Source organism: Amycolatopsis sp. VC5-11 (genome assembly GCF_037034185.1).
Taxonomy (GTDB): domain Bacteria; phylum Actinomycetota; class Actinomycetes; order Mycobacteriales; family Pseudonocardiaceae; genus Amycolatopsis; species Amycolatopsis nivea.
The window spans coordinates 51,156-65,675 of the sequence record NZ_JBAGKF010000002.1 but is presented as its reverse complement, the minus strand read 5'-3'; the positions used below and the strand labels follow the sequence as shown (position 1 = coordinate 65,675).

General features: G+C 68.8%; 15 protein-coding genes. 4 read left to right on the top strand and 11 right to left on the bottom strand.

Annotated features, from left to right (window positions below):
• Positions 1 to 33: 33 nt before the first annotated feature.
• The 4 genes from menC to WA670_RS07685 are packed head-to-tail and all read right to left on the bottom strand — an operon-like array spanning position 34 to position 4,692.
• Positions 34 to 1,140 carry an o-succinylbenzoate synthase gene (menC, locus tag WA670_RS07700; RefSeq protein ID WP_336157229.1) on the bottom strand — a complete coding sequence of 369 codons (1,107 nt, stop codon included), beginning with the start codon at positions 1,138 to 1,140 and terminating at the stop codon, positions 34 to 36.
• Positions 1,137 to 2,015: a GNAT family N-acetyltransferase gene (locus WA670_RS07695; protein ID WP_199818189.1), complete on the bottom strand. Its 879-nt coding sequence runs from the start codon at positions 2,013 to 2,015 to the stop codon at positions 1,137 to 1,139. The genes menC and WA670_RS07695 overlap by 4 nt, the downstream gene beginning before the upstream one ends.
• 47 nt (positions 2,016 to 2,062) lie before the next feature.
• Positions 2,063 to 3,220 carry a M20 family metallopeptidase gene (locus WA670_RS07690; protein WP_078870815.1) on the bottom strand — a complete coding sequence of 386 codons (1,158 nt, stop codon included), beginning with the start codon at positions 3,218 to 3,220 and terminating at the stop codon, positions 2,063 to 2,065.
• Positions 3,217 to 4,692 (bottom strand): amidohydrolase family protein, encoded by a 1,476-nt coding sequence (locus WA670_RS07685; protein ID WP_037820410.1) that lies wholly within the window; start codon positions 4,690 to 4,692, stop codon positions 3,217 to 3,219. The genes WA670_RS07690 and WA670_RS07685 overlap by 4 nt, the downstream gene beginning before the upstream one ends.
• A gap of 151 nt (positions 4,693 to 4,843) precedes the next feature.
• Between WA670_RS07685 and WA670_RS07680 the strand changes: the two genes are divergently transcribed.
• A complete protein-coding gene (locus WA670_RS07680) occupies positions 4,844 to 5,230 on the top strand; it encodes a VOC family protein (protein ID WP_037820448.1) in 387 nt (128 codons plus the stop codon).
• A gap of 4 nt (positions 5,231 to 5,234) precedes the next feature.
• Here the strand turns inward: WA670_RS07680 and WA670_RS07675 are convergent, their stop codons facing one another.
• The 7 genes from WA670_RS07675 to WA670_RS07645 all read right to left on the bottom strand — a co-directional run bounded on the left by WA670_RS07675 (position 5,235) and on the right by WA670_RS07645 (position 11,027).
• On the bottom strand, positions 5,235 to 6,122 hold the full coding sequence (locus WA670_RS07675; RefSeq protein WP_336157228.1) for an MBL fold metallo-hydrolase: 888 nt from the start codon (positions 6,120 to 6,122) through the stop codon (positions 5,235 to 5,237).
• Positions 6,097 to 7,323 carry an MFS transporter gene (locus WA670_RS07670; protein WP_037820409.1) on the bottom strand — a complete coding sequence of 409 codons (1,227 nt, stop codon included), beginning with the start codon at positions 7,321 to 7,323 and terminating at the stop codon, positions 6,097 to 6,099. The genes WA670_RS07675 and WA670_RS07670 overlap by 26 nt, the downstream gene beginning before the upstream one ends.
• The gene (locus tag WA670_RS07665) at positions 7,320 to 8,573 is read right to left on the bottom strand and encodes a carboxylesterase family protein (protein WP_336157227.1); all 1,254 of its coding nucleotides are present in this window, start codon (positions 8,571 to 8,573) and stop codon (positions 7,320 to 7,322) included. Before WA670_RS07665 ends, WA670_RS07670 begins: the two co-directional genes overlap by 4 nt.
• Before the next feature lie 108 nt (positions 8,574 to 8,681).
• Positions 8,682 to 8,876, bottom strand: coding sequence for a hypothetical protein (locus tag WA670_RS07660; RefSeq protein ID WP_037820408.1), 195 nt, complete (start codon positions 8,874 to 8,876; stop codon positions 8,682 to 8,684).
• Between the two features lie 4 nt (positions 8,877 to 8,880).
• Positions 8,881 to 9,417 (bottom strand): RNA polymerase sigma factor, encoded by a 537-nt coding sequence (locus WA670_RS07655; RefSeq protein WP_037820440.1) that lies wholly within the window; start codon positions 9,415 to 9,417, stop codon positions 8,881 to 8,883.
• A gap of 12 nt (positions 9,418 to 9,429) precedes the next feature.
• Positions 9,430 to 9,621 carry a ferredoxin gene (locus WA670_RS07650; RefSeq protein WP_037820407.1) on the bottom strand — a complete coding sequence of 64 codons (192 nt, stop codon included), beginning with the start codon at positions 9,619 to 9,621 and terminating at the stop codon, positions 9,430 to 9,432.
• Positions 9,621 to 11,027: a fatty acid desaturase gene (locus WA670_RS07645; RefSeq protein ID WP_336157226.1), complete on the bottom strand. Its 1,407-nt coding sequence runs from the start codon at positions 11,025 to 11,027 to the stop codon at positions 9,621 to 9,623. Before WA670_RS07645 ends, WA670_RS07650 begins: the two co-directional genes overlap by 1 nt.
• Positions 11,028 to 11,155: 128 nt before the next feature.
• Between WA670_RS07645 and WA670_RS07640 the strand changes: the two genes are divergently transcribed.
• The 3 genes from WA670_RS07640 to WA670_RS07630 all read left to right on the top strand — a co-directional run bounded on the left by WA670_RS07640 (position 11,156) and on the right by WA670_RS07630 (position 14,493).
• Positions 11,156 to 12,397 carry a PucR family transcriptional regulator gene (locus tag WA670_RS07640; RefSeq protein ID WP_238604241.1) on the top strand — a complete coding sequence of 414 codons (1,242 nt, stop codon included), beginning with the start codon at positions 11,156 to 11,158 and terminating at the stop codon, positions 12,395 to 12,397.
• Positions 12,398 to 12,517: 120 nt separating this feature from the next.
• Entirely contained in the window at positions 12,518 to 14,230 is a 1,713-nt protein-coding gene (locus tag WA670_RS07635; protein ID WP_336157225.1) for a GMC family oxidoreductase, read from the top strand.
• Positions 14,227 to 14,493 carry a hypothetical protein gene (locus WA670_RS07630; RefSeq protein WP_238604239.1) on the top strand — a complete coding sequence of 89 codons (267 nt, stop codon included), beginning with the start codon at positions 14,227 to 14,229 and terminating at the stop codon, positions 14,491 to 14,493. Before WA670_RS07635 ends, WA670_RS07630 begins: the two co-directional genes overlap by 4 nt.
• Positions 14,494 to 14,520 lie beyond the last annotated feature (27 nt).

Below are 14,520 nucleotides of genomic sequence, written 5' to 3'. Positions count from 1 at the left end.
CCGACCAAATCTACCTCCGGAATTCGTAGCGGGCTACGAACCGATCCACACCTTTGCCGTGGTCACCTCGTCGAGCAGATCCGGAATCGGCGCCACGCCGAGTCCCGGTCCGGTCGGCACCGGCAGGTGCCCGCCGTCCAGCACGAAGGGCTCGGTGATGTCGGTCCGGTAGAACCGGCCGGACGCCGAGGTGTCGCCGGGCAGGGTGAAGTTCGGCAGCGAGGCCAGCGCGACGTTCGCCGCCCGGCCGAGGCCGGTCTCGATCATCCCGCCGCACCACACCGGGATTCCGTGCGCCGCGCACACGTCGTGCACCCGCCGCGCTTCCAGGTAACCGCCGACCCGGCCCGGTTTGATGTTCACGATCTGGACCGCGCCCAGTTTGATCGCGTCCGCCGCCGCGCGCGCCGACACGATCGACTCGTCGAGGCAGATCGGCGTCTGGATCCGCCGGGCGAGTTCGGCGTGGCCGAGCACGTCCTCCTCCTCCAGCGGCTGCTCGATCAGCAGCAGGCCGAACGGGTCGAGCTTGGCCAGCTGCGGTGCGTCGCCGAGGGTGTAGGCGGTGTTCGCGTCGACCTGCAGCAGTACGTCGTCGCCGAAGCGTTCGCGGACCGCGCGCACCGGCTCGACGTCCCAGCCGGGCTCGATCTTGAGCTTGATCCGCACGTAGCCCTCGTCGAGGTATCCGCCCACGACGTCGATCAGCTGCGGAATGGTGTCCATGATCCCGACGGAAACGCCGCAGGGCACGGAATCGCGCACCGAGCCGAGTTCGGCGGCGAACGACCGCTCGTGCGCGCGCAGTTCGGCGTCGAGCACCGCCATTTCCAGCGCGCCCTTGGCCATCCGGTGGCCCTTGAACTTCGCCAGCAACGGCGTCACCTTCGCCGCGGTGATGTCTTCCGCGGCCAGCAGCGCCGGGATCAGGTGGTGCTGCAGGACGTGTTCCGCGCCGTCGTTGTACTCCGACGAGTACACCGGCCCGGCCATCGTCACGCATTCGCCCCAGCCCTCGCCGGCCGGCGTGACCGCGCGCAGCAGCAACAGCTCGCGCACGGACTGGGTGCCGAACGAAGTCCGGAACGGGGCGACGAGCGGCATCTGCACCCGGCGCAGTTCCACACCGCTGAGTTTCACTGCTCCTCCTTGGAGATCACGTAGAAGCCGGCTCGGTCGAAGCCGGTCACCCGGCCGCCGTCGGCCATCAGCCCGCCGAGCGATTCGCGCAGCGCGGCCCGCCACGCGTCCGCCCGGCCGGGATCGGTGCTGCGCAAGCCTTCGATGTCCGGCGGGACGGCGACGAGCACCACCGGGGCGTCCGCTTTGCCGTCGGCCGGACCGCCGTCCGCGGCCACTTCGAGCGCTACTGCCGCGCCTTGGTCGAGCAAAATCTTCGCGTCCGTGCGGATCGGTTCGCCGAACGCGGCGGTCCGCACGGACGGACTGGCCAGGTCCCATGACACCATCAGCCGGTCGGTGTCGCCCGATCCGTTGATGCCGTCCGCCATCGGCCCGTAGAAGTCCCGCAGATAACGCACCGGGAGCGCGCCGAGTTTGCCGAGGTTGAAATAGGCGTTGCGGCGCACCAGCGGATCGAAGGTCCATTTGATCGCCGAGACGTCCTGCGCCAGCGCCCAGCCGCGCTGATGCAATTTCAACGCGTACCCGATTCCGCGACCGGCACCGGCCTTGGAAACTCCGGCGATGTGACTGTGCAGGCTGCCTTTTCCGGGATTTCCGAAAAAGCCGACGCAGGCACCGAGCATTTCCCCGTCGGCGAACGCACCTGCCACGTAATTCCCCGCCGACGACAGCGCGCGCAGCAGTTCCGTGGTCACCGGCCGGGTTCCTGGCGCGGAGCGCCAGATCGTCTCGAACAGCACCCCGACCGCGGTCATTTCCGCGATCTCGGTGATTTCCCGGACTTCGACCCCCGAAGCGGCGGCCGCCGCCTGAGCGGCCGCGACCGCTTCGTCGCACGTTTCCGCCGCGACGGGTCTTTCCGTGTTCATCGCAAGATTCGTCACGGGACGATCCTTTCCCGGTTTCCCCCGAAGAGTCACCGTCGTGCTCGACCAGAATCGTCCGCCGGATTCGTCGGAACCGACGGACTCCCCTTCGTCAGCACGTTCTCCACCAGGGCGGCCAGCAACGCCGTCCGCCGCGGCAATTCCTCGACCAGGACATGTTCGTGATCGGCGTGCGCGCCGCCGCCGACCGCACCGAGACCGTCGAGCGTCGGCACGCCGAGTCCCGCGGTGTAATTGCCGTCCGAAGCACCGCCGACGGCCGCCTCGGTCAGTTCCGGCAAGCCCAGTTCCACGGCCAATTCCTTGGCCAGACCGTACAACGCGGCCGACGAGACCGCGTCCAGCGGCGGACGGTTGATCCCGCCGGTGACCCGGACTTGTGCGTCTTCCAACACCGGTTGCAACGCGCGCACCGCACGGTCGACGCGAAGCTGTTCTTCTTCGTCCCACACGCGTACGTCGACCTCAACCGCGGCTGCGGCGGGCACGGTATTCACCGTGGTACCAGCCGAAAGCACCGTCGGCACGACGCTGGTTCCCCGCTCCGGACTGGCGAGCGCGGCGACCGCGAGCACCTGATGCGCGATCTCGATCCCGGCGTTGATCCCCTTCTCCGGCTCGAGACCGGCGTGCGAGGCGCGTCCGATCACCTCGATCCGGTAGTGGGAAACGCCTTTGCGCCGGGTCTTGATCGCGCCGCCGTCCGCCGAAGCCTCCAGCACGAACGCCGCCGCACAACCCTGCGCCTCTTCCTCGATCAACCCCCGCGATGACGGCGAACCCAGCTCCTCGTCGCCGGTGACCAAAATGGACAGTCCACTTCGGTCTGTCAGCGAAGCCGCGACGTGCAGCGCCATCACGACGCCGGTCTTCATGTCGAAGCAGCCCGGACCGCGCAAGACCCCGTCCTGCACGGAAAACGGATGTGTCTCCAGCGAGCCCATCGGCCAGACCGTGTCGTGGTGACCGAGCAGCAGCACCCGCGACGGACCGTCACCGAACCGCCAGCGCAGATGCGTCCGTCCATCCAGGACAATCCGCTCCGGTTCCACGCCAAGCAAGGCCTTGCCGACGCCGGTCAGCACGTCCGCGCTGTGCGCGACCGCGTCCAGATCGGACGATGGGGATTCACAGCACACCAACGTTTCGATGTCGGCGAGCAGAGCGTCCACATTGAACTCGGTCATCGCGGCTCACCTCGCAGCGGCTGGCCGGGGAACGCGTCGGTGAGCAGCTGCCCGTCACGCACCACCGGGGTGCCCGCGACGAACAGGTGCCGCACGCCGACCGCGGGCCGGGTCGCGTCGAAATACGTTGCGGTGTCGGTGATCGTGGCCGGATCGAGGACGACGATGTCCGCGTCCGCACCCACGTCCAACCGGCCCTTGGTCCGCGCACCGGGCGCGACCTCGTCGAGCACCCGCGCCGGCAGGTAGGAGCAGCGCCGGAACGCCTCCAGCCAGGTCCAGGCGCCAGCTTCGCGCACCATCAGCCGCAGCGACTTCGAGAACGTCCCCGCGGTCCGCGGATGCGTCGCCCCTCCCGGCGGCAACGGCCATTCAGTGGATTCGTTCGCCCCGTTCTGCCAGTACACCGGCATGGCGTCGCTCGCGACGATCGAGTCCGGGAAGGCCAGCGCCTGGTGCAGCAGAGTGCGGTCGACCGGGTCCTGCTCGTCGAGGAACTCCAGGATGCACGGCGCACTCGGCGTTTCGGCGCGGACCTGCAGCAACCGGCCCTCGTCCGCGATCCGCTCGCCGGTCTCCAGCAGGATCACCCGCGACGGGTTGAGGCCCTTCATCTTCAGCCGCTCCGGCGAGATGAAAGCCGCGCCGACCGCGGTGCTGCCCGCGCCGTACGGATAGGCCTCGACCGTCACCCGCGACCCGGCGGAGCGGCCCGACTCCAGCGCGGCGAGCACGCGGTCGATGTGCCGTCCGGAAGTGCTGTTGACGTGGCAGTGGTGCATCGCCGCACCGGTCTCGGCCGCGACGATCGCGATCTCCTCGGACCCGTCGGCAGGCGTGCCCGGATCGACCTCGACCAGCTCGCGGACGTGCGTGTACGTCGGTGCCTCGGCTTGTTTGGCGAGCTTCGCCAAGGCCAGGAACTCCGCCGGATCGCTGGCCGGCGCGTACCCGAGCAGCACGCCGACGCCGAGCGCGCCCGCCGCCAGCTCACCCTCCACAAGGGACAGCCACGCGGCCAGCTCGGTCTTCGACGACGACCGCTGCCAGGCCGGATTGCCGAGCACGGAAAGCCCGGTGTTGATGTTCGCGTCCGGCTCGATGCCCGCGAGCACCTTCGCCCGCGCGGAACCCCACGAAGCCGAGAAGCCGTAGTGCAGCGGACGCCCCGCCGCGGCGGCCTCGGCGTAGGCCCGCTCGACCGGCATCAGCCCGGCCTCGAGGTCGAGCGCCGTCGTGACGCCGTCCATCGCCTGCAGCCGCTGTCCCGCGATCGAATGCACGTGGCTGTGCAGATCGATGAACCCCGGCCCCACGATGTACCCGGCGACGTCGATCTCGACCTGGTCGTCCGCGCTCGGCAGTCCCGGTCCGACCGCGATCACCTCGCCGTCGGATACCAGCACGTCAGCCGTACCGTCGAAGCCCGTAGCCGGGTCGATGACGCGACCGCCACGCAGCAGTGTCCGCATGCTTGCCTCCTCGCCTCGCTGCTGGCGACCCTAGGAGGTTTCCCGGGCAGTACGTTCGTGCGCGCGGACGAATCCGGGGCGGCAGATCTATCCGCGCGCACAAACCGGAATTCGCTGGGCCGGGGTGCGCGCGGGCCTTAAGCTCGCGCACATGGCCTGCCGGATCACCGAACTCGTCCTCGACTGCGCCGACCCGCAACGGATGGGTGATTTCTGGTGCGAAGTCCTCGGCTACGTCGAACTCGGCTGGGACGGCGAAGACCTCGAGATCGGCCCGCCCGAGGCCGGTTTCGGCGGCCCGCAGCCCACCTTGATCCTCAGCCGCAGCACCGACCCGAAGCCGGCGAAACTGCCGCTGCACCTGGACGTGAACCCGACCGACCGGGACCAGGACGTCGAACTGGAACGCCTGCTCGCGGCCGGTGCGCGGCCCGCCGACGTCGGGCAGACCGGGGAGGAGTCGTGGCACGTGCTGGCGGACCCGGAGGGGAACGTGTTCTGCCTGCTCCGCCGCCGGGTCGACCCGGTACCCAGCTGAGCGGCTACTCCCGGTAGCGGAACTGCCCGGACCGGAGCAGATCGGCGGCGAACTCGAAGCCGTACCCGTTCCGGCCGCTCCGGACCCGCCCCGCCGAGGGGGCCGGGAAGTGCGTCGGGAGCAGGACCGAATCCTCCGCGGCGGCAAGCAGGCGGCTCCGGACCCGTGCCGCCTCCCCCGGATCAACGCAGTACCTCGTGCTCAGCTCCGGATGCCGGATCTGCACCCCGTGGTGCATCGTGTCGCCAGCAAGCAGCACAGTCCCGGCACTGCCGCGCACCCGCACGCACACGTTCCCCGGCGTGTGCCCAGCAGCGGGTACGAGTTCGGCGTGCTTGCCGACTACCGCATCCGGGGCGACAAAACTGAGCTGGCCAGCCTGCTCGATCGGCAGCACGCTGTCGGTCAGGTAGTCCCCAGTCCGGCGCATCGCCGCCCCGCCAGCCTCGCTCGACCAGTACCGGAACTCCTCCTCGACCACGAGATGCGGGGCGTCCGGAAACACCGGTTCCCGCTGCACAGTGACGGCCCCGACGTGATCGGTGTGCAAGTGGGTGAACACCACCGCGTCGACGTCCGCGGGCCGCAGCCCGGTCGCGAGGAACTGCTGCATCCACCGGTCCGGCAGGTGGTCGAACTCCGCGCGCTGGCGGTCCTTCCCCGCCCCGACGCACGCGTCGACCACCAGCACCTCGTCCGCCGAGCAGACGAGGAACGACTGGATGACGAAGACCAGCTTCCCCGCCGCCCGGTCGAACCACGGCTCCTGGGCGTACCAGTCGGACAGGTCCGGTTCGAGTCCCGGGAAGAACTCCCCGGGCTCGATCAGCAGCCGGTCGTCCTCGACGAGGGGAACGACCGCGACGTCACCGAGATCGAACCAGTGCGCCATCGCGCTCCCTCCTCGCCGCCGGCCGCACGCGGCTCAATCCCACCGCGCAAGCGATTGCGACCAGCACCGGAACGGCGGTCACCAGGACGATCGTCTGCGCCGACAACGCCAGCGCGAGCAGCAAACCCGCGACGCCCGGTCCGACGATCGACCCGATCCGCCCCAGCGCCGCGGCCCAGCCGACGCCAGTGGTGCGCGTGCGGGCGGGATAGATCGAAACCGCGAGGGTCAACTGGCCGATCTGCCCGGCCGTGACCCCGAAACCGGCACCGGCCAGCAGCACGAACAGCAGCGTCTCGCCGACCGGCACGGTCGCGACGAGAACCATGCACACCGCCCCGATCGCGGGCATGAGGATCAGCGCGCGGGCGATCCCGATCCGCGCGGCCAGCGGAATGAGCACCAGGCCGCCCGCGATGCCGCCCAGGGTGAGGAACGCGAGTCCCAGCGGGGCCTTGCCAGCCGCGAAACCGTATCCGGTGAGCAGCGTCGGAACCCAGGAAATCAGGACGTACGCGGTGATGAAGATGAGGAACGAGAACGCCCAGATGAGCGACGTCGGCAGGCGCAGTCCCGGTCCGAAGAGCCTGCTCACCTTGGCTTCCTGCTTCGCGCTGCTCTCCACCGACGGCTCGCGGGCGGGCAGCACCACGGCCATGACCGCAGCCAGCACCAACGGAGCCAGCCCGGCGACGTAGAAGACCCCGGCGGACCCGACGCTGTGCAGCAGTTTCCCGCCGAAGAACCCACCGAGGCTGCTCCCGGAAGCGAGCCCGAGGGTGACCGCCACGGAGACCAGTTCCCGGCGGCCTTCCGCGCTGTGTTTCGTCGCGAGCGACACCCCGGCGGGCAGCACCAGCCCGAGGCCCAGGCCAGTCACCAATCGTGCCGCCGCGAAGACCGGCATGGACTTCAGGTGCAGGATCGCGGCGGTCAGCACGGTCGCGCCCGCGAAGATCAGGACGCCGGTGAGCACGACGGACCGTGCCTTCATCCGGGCACCGATGTAACCCGCGGCCAGGTATCCCATGACGACCCCGATGTTGGTCAGCACCAACGGCAGGGTGAAGGCAGCCGGAACCGCACCCCACTCATGCGACAGCGTCGGGATCGTGAACGACAGTGCGGCGGTGTCGAAGCCGTCCAACAGGACAGCGAGGAAGCAGAGCAGGACGACGGGCCAATGAATGCTCTTGCTCATGGCGTGTTCTCCAGTGTCTGAAGGGAATTCCCGATCCGGACGCTGCCCCGCGGTCCTGGCGAGCCCGATCGCGCGAATTCCGTCCACCACAAGCGCATTTGGGTGCCGAGGCGTTCGACCTCGGCCCAGCTGGTGTCGCCCAGCATCGGGCTTCCCTGCCAGGATTCCGGAGTGCCCAACAGGAACGGCAGCTCGAGACAGTGGATCGCTCCGTAGCCGCCGTGTTCCGGAGCCCAGTCGAATTCGTAGGAGTACGCGCCGTATTGCTGTGCCAGCTCACGCGCCGGACGACCGAGAAGCGGATCGGTCTGGTCCAGGATCGCTTGCCGGATCCCCTCGTCCGGCAGCCCGATCGCGAACGCCGCACACTCCCGCGTGGTGTATCCGATCATCAAGTCCGGCAACGGATCGGACAGTCGCACGTCCAGATCGACCAGCCCGAACGGCGGCCGGGTCGACGTCGGGTCCTTCGCGGCGTTCCATCGGAGAGTGCGCAGCTGCGCGGCCAGTAATTCGTCCACCGAAGCGGTAGCTGGGTCGCCGTCGACCGCGTCGGCGAAGTACTGGCCGATCTCCAGCGCCGTCGCACGTTTCTGAATGATCCCGGGGTCCGGAGAACTCTGGACGATCGCCCGGCGAATCAGCGGACGACTGTCCGGTTTGGACAACAAGGCGAGCGTCGACAGCGCGCCCGCGGACTGCCCGAAGAGGGTGACGTTGCCCGGGTCACCGCCGAACGCCGCGATGTTGTCGCGCACCCATTCAAGCGCGAGCGCCTGGTCCGCCAGGCCGAGATTCCCCTCGCTGACGCCGTCGCAGACCAGGTAGCCGAACGCCCCCAGCCGGTAGTTGACCGACACGACGACCACGTCGCCGTCCGCGGCGAGCCGTCCCCCGTCGTACCAGGGCAGGGTGCCGCCTCCGCTCAGGAAACCGCCGCCGTGCAGCCACACCAGCACCGGACGTGAGCCGGTCAGCGCAGGCGTCACGACGGCAAGGTTGAGACAGTCCTCGGACTGCGGCGGTTCATCCCGCGGCGGCCCCATCGCGGCTTCCAGACGCGAGCCGAGCTGCGGGCAGATCGGCCCGGGCAGGCTGGCGTCGGAGCGAGGCTCGGCAGGCAGCGGCGGCTGGAACCGCTCGGCGGTGCCGTACCGCACGCCGCGGAACCGCAGCAAACCGTCGTCGCTGTGCTCGCCGATGACCGGACCGGACGGCGGCTGGGCAGTGACAGGCTGGCATTCGGTCATCTCGGCTCTCCTTTGAGCGGGTGTCCGGCACCTTCGACCCGCTGTCAGGCTAAGAAAGTCCGGAATGCCTGACCAATGCTCTTTGCCGCCCGAGACATGTTTGCCCGGCTATACCTCACCGCCCGACGCGGCTCCCGCCTCAGCGCGCACCACCCGCGGCGCGGGCTCGACCCGCTTGCCACCGCCGGAGAAGGCGTCCGAGAGCTTCCCGATCAGCATTCCGAGCAGCGGAAGCCAGATCGGGCACAGCATCAGCACCAGCAGTGGTCCCATGATCTTGAAAATCTCGAGGAATCCGTGCATGCCCTCACGCCTTCTCGGTCTCGGCCAGCAGCGTCGCGAGCGTGCGCACCGCGCGGTGCTGCAGCGCCCGGATGCTGTTGGGGTTCTTGTTCATCGTTTCGGCGACCTCGGCGACGGACAGTCCGGCGAAAAACCGGAGCCGCACGCACTCGCGCTGCGGTTCGCTGAGGTCGGCCAGGCACCGCCGCAGCGCCGCCGCTTCGATGCGGGCCAGCGCGAGCCGGTCGGCTCCGCCGCGGAGGTCCGGTCCGTCGTGGTCTTTCCCGTCGAGGAGTTCACGCCGGTAGCGGGCCGATTTGCGGTGGTCGCGCAGGAGGTTGTCGGCGATCGTGTACAGCCAGCCGGTGAACGAGCCGACGTCCGGCCGGAAGTCCGGCAGTTTCCGCCACGCGCGCAGGAAAGCTTCACTCGTCAGGTCTTCGGCGACCGTCGCCGTCGGCACCCGCAGCCGCAGGTAGCGGAAGACCGGTGGCGCGTGTTCCTGGTAGATGACGGCGAACGCGGCCTGGTCGCCAGACCGCGCCCGCCCGAGCAGCTCCATCTCCACCGGGCCTCAATCCTGCAGCCGCAACGCCGCGACCGGACACGCGCGCACCGCCGCGTCGACGAAGTGCCGATCCGCCTCGGACGGGGTCTCGTCGAGAACCTGCACCACTCCGTCGTCGCCGACCTCGAAGAACTGGTCGGCCATCGCCTCGCACATGCCGAGGCCTTCGCATTTACCGTGGTCCGCGACGATCTTCATCACGCCGCCTCCCGCACCACGGGAACGAAGTCGACCTTGTCGCGCACGCCGCAATCGGGGCACGTCCAGTCGTCCGGGATCTCCGACCACGCGGTTCCCGCGGCGAAGCCCTCCAGCTCGTTGCCCTCCGCGACGCGGTAGATGTAGCCGCAGCCAGGGCACCGCGCGGCGTCCACGTCGTCGGCCAGCTTCGCCCGCGTGTCCGCGACGGGTTCGTCCGCGGCAGCGGCGACGACCGGGTATTTCTTCAGCAGCGACGTGAGTTTGCCCGGCTGCACGTTCGCCTGCCGGATGTCGCCGTCGAAATGCCGGTAGACCCGCGGGTCCATCACCTTGCGGAACCACGCCGGGACCAGCGCGACGACCATCATCCCGGTGTAGCCGGTCGGCAGAACCGGGCTTTCCTTGAAGTCGCGCAAAGTCTGGAACCGGCGCGTCGGGTTCGCGTGGTGATCGCTGTGCCGTTGCAGGTGGTACAGCAGCACATTCGTCGCGACATTGTTGGAGTTCCAGGAATGCGCCGGAGTGACCCGCTCGTACCGGGTCTTGGCGCCGTGGGTCACCTGCTTGCGCAGCATCCCGTAGTGCTCCATGTAATTCACGATCTCCAGCAGCGAGAACCCGAACACCGCCTGAATCACCAGATATGGCAGGATCCCGACGCCGAGCCAGGCGATCAGCACACCCCACAGCACCACGCTCATCAGCCACGCGTTGAGCACGTCATTGCCGAGGCGGAATGGGTGAGTTTGCTTGCGGGCGTACCGTTTCCGCTCGACACCCCAGGCACTGCGCAGCGAACCGAAGACCGTGCGCGGCCAGAAACGGTAGAAGCTTTCGCCCAGCCGGCTCGACGCCGGATCCTCCGGAGTGGCGACGCGGACGTGGTGCCCGCGGTTGTGCTCAATGTAGAAATGCCCGTAGAAACATTGCGCCAGCGCGATTTTCGCGGCCCAGCGCTCGGTGCTTTCCCGTTTGTGGCCGAGTTCGTGCGCGGTGTTGATCGCGATTCCGGCGACCGTGCCCAGCGTGATTGCGAGGCCGATTTTACCGCCGACGGACAGGTCGCCGCGCGCGAGCATCCACGCGCCCGCCACGAAACCGGCGTATTGCAACGGCAGGAACAGGTAGGTGATCCAGCGGTAATAGCGGTCCTCCTCCAGCGCCTCCATCACCTCGTCCGGCGGGTTGGTGTGGTCGTATCCGGCGACGAGGTCGATCAGCGGCACGAGGACCAGCACGACGAGCGGGCCGAGCCACAGCACGGCGTCGGATCCGGTCGCGGCGTGCAGTCCGATCGCGCCGAACGGCAGCAGCGGCACCACGAGCCCGAGCAGCCACAGGTGCCGCTTCCGGTCGTGCCAGGCGGTTTCGCCGTTCGGTCCGGCGAGGCGGTACTTCTTCATGGCGGCCTCCACGCGGGTCTGTCGTTTTCCTGAAGGTAGGAATTCGCGGGCGGCGGGACACTGTGCGCGAAACCGAAACGCTCGGCTGCGTTGGGTCTCGGGCACGAACCGGGCGTACGGTGCTGCCTGTGACGTCGACGGCTGCCGCCACACTGGCCAAGGTCGCGGACTCGGTCCTGGCCGAGCTCGCGCTGCTCCGCGCGCGGATCGTGGCGGAGGTCTCCGCTGAACTGCCCTCGCTCGCCCCGGACGCGCAGGCCGCCGAGCTGCTGGACAGCACGGTCCGGGAGAACCTGGTCGCCGCGCTGAGCGTGCTGGGCGGCGCGACCGAACCGGTCGACGTCGGGGCGCCGCCGGTCGCGCTGGAGTTCGCCCGGCGGCTGGCCCAGCGGCGGGTGCCGATCACCGCGATGCTGCGCGCGTACCGCCTCGGCCAGGCGGCCTTCCAGCAGGAGATGATCGCCCGGATCGCCGCCGAGCCGGTGGAGGCCGCGGACGTCGCGGTCGCCGCCACCGAACTGTCGCAGGTCGCCTTCACCTACATCGACAAGATCTCCGAAGAGGTCGTCGAGGCCTACCAGCTGGAACGCGACACCTGGCTGCGCCACCGCAACGCGGCCCGGCTCGCGAAGGTGCAGGCAGCACTGTCCGGCAAGCCCGTCGACACCGCCGACGTCGAGAAAACCCTCGGCTACGCGCTCTCGGACCGGCACGTCGGCGCGGTGCTGTGGTGCGGCCCTGAGCTGGACGAAAGCACCCGGCTGACCACCCTCGAACGACACGCGGCCCTGCTCGCGAACGCCCTCGGCGCCACGCCGCTGGTCGTCGCCCCGGATGCCTCGACCGTGTGGGCATGGTTCCCGGCCGCGACGCTCGACCTCGACGCGGTGTCCGCCGCGCTCGCCGGCTCACCCGATCCGGTGCGCGTCGCGCTGGGCGACCCGGCGAGCGGGCTGGCCGGGTTCCGCACGACCCACCAGCAGGCCCGGCAAGCCGAAGCCGTCGCGCAGATGACCGAGCGAACCCAGCCGCGCCCGGTCACCGCGGCGGCGCAACTCGGACCGTTGGCGCTGGTCGCGGCGGATCCGTCAGCGGTCGCGGGCTGGGTCCAGTCGGTTCTCGGCGCGCTGGCCGACGACGATGAGGGACACCACCGGATGCGCGAGACGGTGTGGGCGTACCTGTCGAGCGGGAGCAGCCTGATGGTCGCCGCGCAGGAGCTCCACCTGCACAAGAACACCATCCAGTACCGGCTGCGCAAGGCCGAGCAGGAACGCGGCCGTCCCCTGTCCGAGGGACGGATCGACGTCGAAGTCGCGCTGCTGGCGTGCCGGCTGCTCGGTCCGGCAGTGCTCCGGCCGGTCGACTGATTTTTGTGCCGCGGGACCAGTCGCGTCCCGACCTCCCGGTCCGCGGACCGATGCCCCGCGCCTGACCTGGCGAGAAGACTCCGGGGCGACGAGTTCGCCACCGCGTCTGCGAGGACAATGATGAACGACCCCCGCGAAGAAACCGACGTCCTCGTGATCGGCTCCGGCTTCGGCGGCTCGGTGGCCGCACTGCGACTGTCCGAAAAGGACTATCGAGTCACCGTATTGGAAGCCGGCCCCCGCCGTACCGAGGAGACGCTGCCCAAAACCTCTTGGGATGTCCGGAATTTCCTGTGGGCACCGCGGCTCGGCTGCTACGGAATCCAGCGCATCCACCTGCTCCGAGACGTCGTCATCCTCGGCGGCGCAGGCGTCGGCGGGGGTTCCCTCAACTACGCCAACACCCTCTACGAACCGCCCGCACCGTTTTTCGAGGACCCGCAATGGGCGCACGTCACCGACTGGCAAGCCGAACTGAAACCGCACTACGACCAGGCCCGCCGGATGCTCGGCGTCACCCAGAACCCCACTGTCACCAAAGCTGACGAGGTACTCCGCGAAGTCGCGGACGACCTGGGCGTCGGCTCGTCCTTCCGGCTCACCCCAGTCGGCGTTTTCTTCGGCGACAAGAACACCCCCGCCGGAACCGCCGTACCAGACCCATTCTTCGGCGGCGCCGGACCAGCCCGCAAAACCTGCACCGAATGCGGTTCCTGCATGACCGGCTGCCGCGTCGGCGCGAAGAACACGCTAGACCGCAATTACCTCTACCTAGCCGAAAAACGCGGCGCGAACATCATCCCCATGACCACAGCGATCGACGTCCGCCCCACAGACGGCGGCTACCTCGTCACCGCAGTACGCACCGGAAAATCGCCGCGCCGCCGCAAAAACGTGCGCACCTTCTTCGCCCGCGACGTGATCTTCAGCGCAGGCACCTACAACACGCAGAAACTACTCCACCAAGCTCGCGAAACCGGCGCACTGCCCCGGATCTCCGCCAGCCTAGGCCGATTGACCAGGACGAACTCGGAATCCATCCTGGGCGCGAAATCGAAACGCAAGGACGTCGACTTCACCCACGGCGTCGCGATCACCTCGTCCATCCACCCCGACGAGCACACGCACATCGAACCGTGCCGCTACGGCAAAGGCAGCAACGCGATGTCGCTGCTGCAAACCGCCCTCACCGACGGCGGCAAACCAGTCCCGCGCTGGCTCACCTGGCTCGGCACGTTCGCCAAAAACCCGCGCAACCTCACCTGGTTCTCGCCGCGCCGCTGGTCCGAACGCACCATCATCCTGCTGGTGATGCAAACCCTCGACAATTCCATCACGGTCTCGAACAAACGCACCCGCACCGGACGGCACAAACTGACGTCCAGCCCCGGCCACGGAGAACCGAACCCCACCTGGATCCCCGCCGGAAACGATGCGGCCCGCCGCGTAGCCGAGAAAATCGACGGCATCGCCGGCGGCACCACCGGAGAAATCCTGAACATCCCCATGACCGCCCACTTCATCGGCGGCTGCACCATCTCCACCGACCCGGCAACCGGTGTCCTGGACCCATACCACCGCATCCACGGCCACCCAGGCCTCCACGTCGTCGACGGCTCGGCAATCTCCGCGAACCTGGGCGTCAACCCATCCCTGACGATCACCGCCCAAGCCGAACGCGCGATGTCCCTGTGGCCCAACCGCGGCGAGGAGGACCGGCGTCCTCCGCTGGGCGCACCGTATGCACGCGTCGAGCCGGTGGCACCACGGAATCCTGTGGTTCCGGCTGGTGCTCCCGGTGCACTGATGCCCTCGCATACGGTTGTCGAGTGACCGCTGGCAAGCAGCCGGACCTCGACGAGATCGAGGCACATTTCGTCGCGCTTCTCGAAGGACGCATGACCCGCGACGCTGTCGATCGATGGGCCTGCCGCTGGCTGACCGACGACAGTCTGTCGTGGGATGAGCTGAGCTGGTGGGCCTTGGACATTCTTTGCGGAATCGACCTGCGCCACGGCCCCGGCGACGCCTACCTGCACGACGACCGCCAGGTACGGGATTGGCTGGTCGAACTGCGGGGCCGCCGCGCCCGGTAACCGCACGATCCCCGGCCGGAACCGCTG

Bases quoted from the DNA above. Each gene is read 5' to 3' on its own strand.
- WA670_RS07695 (WP_199818189.1), bottom strand. From the start codon at position 2,015: ATGAACACGGAAAGACCCGTCGCGGCGGAAACGTGCGACGAAGCGGTC.
- WA670_RS07690 (WP_078870815.1), bottom strand. From the start codon at position 3,220: ATGACCGAGTTCAATGTGGACGCTCTGCTCGCCGACATCGAAACGTTG.
- WA670_RS07685 (WP_037820410.1), bottom strand. From the start codon at position 4,692: ATGCGGACACTGCTGCGTGGCGGTCGCGTCATCGACCCGGCTACGGGC.
- WA670_RS07680 (WP_037820448.1), top strand. From the start codon at position 4,844: ATGGCCTGCCGGATCACCGAACTCGTCCTCGACTGCGCCGACCCGCAA.
- WA670_RS07675 (WP_336157228.1), bottom strand. From the start codon at position 6,122: ATGGCGCACTGGTTCGATCTCGGTGACGTCGCGGTCGTTCCCCTCGTC.
- WA670_RS07670 (WP_037820409.1), bottom strand. From the start codon at position 7,323: ATGAGCAAGAGCATTCATTGGCCCGTCGTCCTGCTCTGCTTCCTCGCT.
- WA670_RS07665 (WP_336157227.1), bottom strand. From the start codon at position 8,573: ATGACCGAATGCCAGCCTGTCACTGCCCAGCCGCCGTCCGGTCCGGTC.
- WA670_RS07660 (WP_037820408.1), bottom strand. From the start codon at position 8,876: ATGCACGGATTCCTCGAGATTTTCAAGATCATGGGACCACTGCTGGTG.
- WA670_RS07655 (WP_037820440.1), bottom strand. From the start codon at position 9,417: ATGGAGCTGCTCGGGCGGGCGCGGTCTGGCGACCAGGCCGCGTTCGCC.
- WA670_RS07650 (WP_037820407.1), bottom strand. From the start codon at position 9,621: ATGAAGATCGTCGCGGACCACGGTAAATGCGAAGGCCTCGGCATGTGC.
- WA670_RS07645 (WP_336157226.1), bottom strand. From the start codon at position 11,027: ATGAAGAAGTACCGCCTCGCCGGACCGAACGGCGAAACCGCCTGGCAC.
- WA670_RS07635 (WP_336157225.1), top strand. From the start codon at position 12,518: ATGAACGACCCCCGCGAAGAAACCGACGTCCTCGTGATCGGCTCCGGC.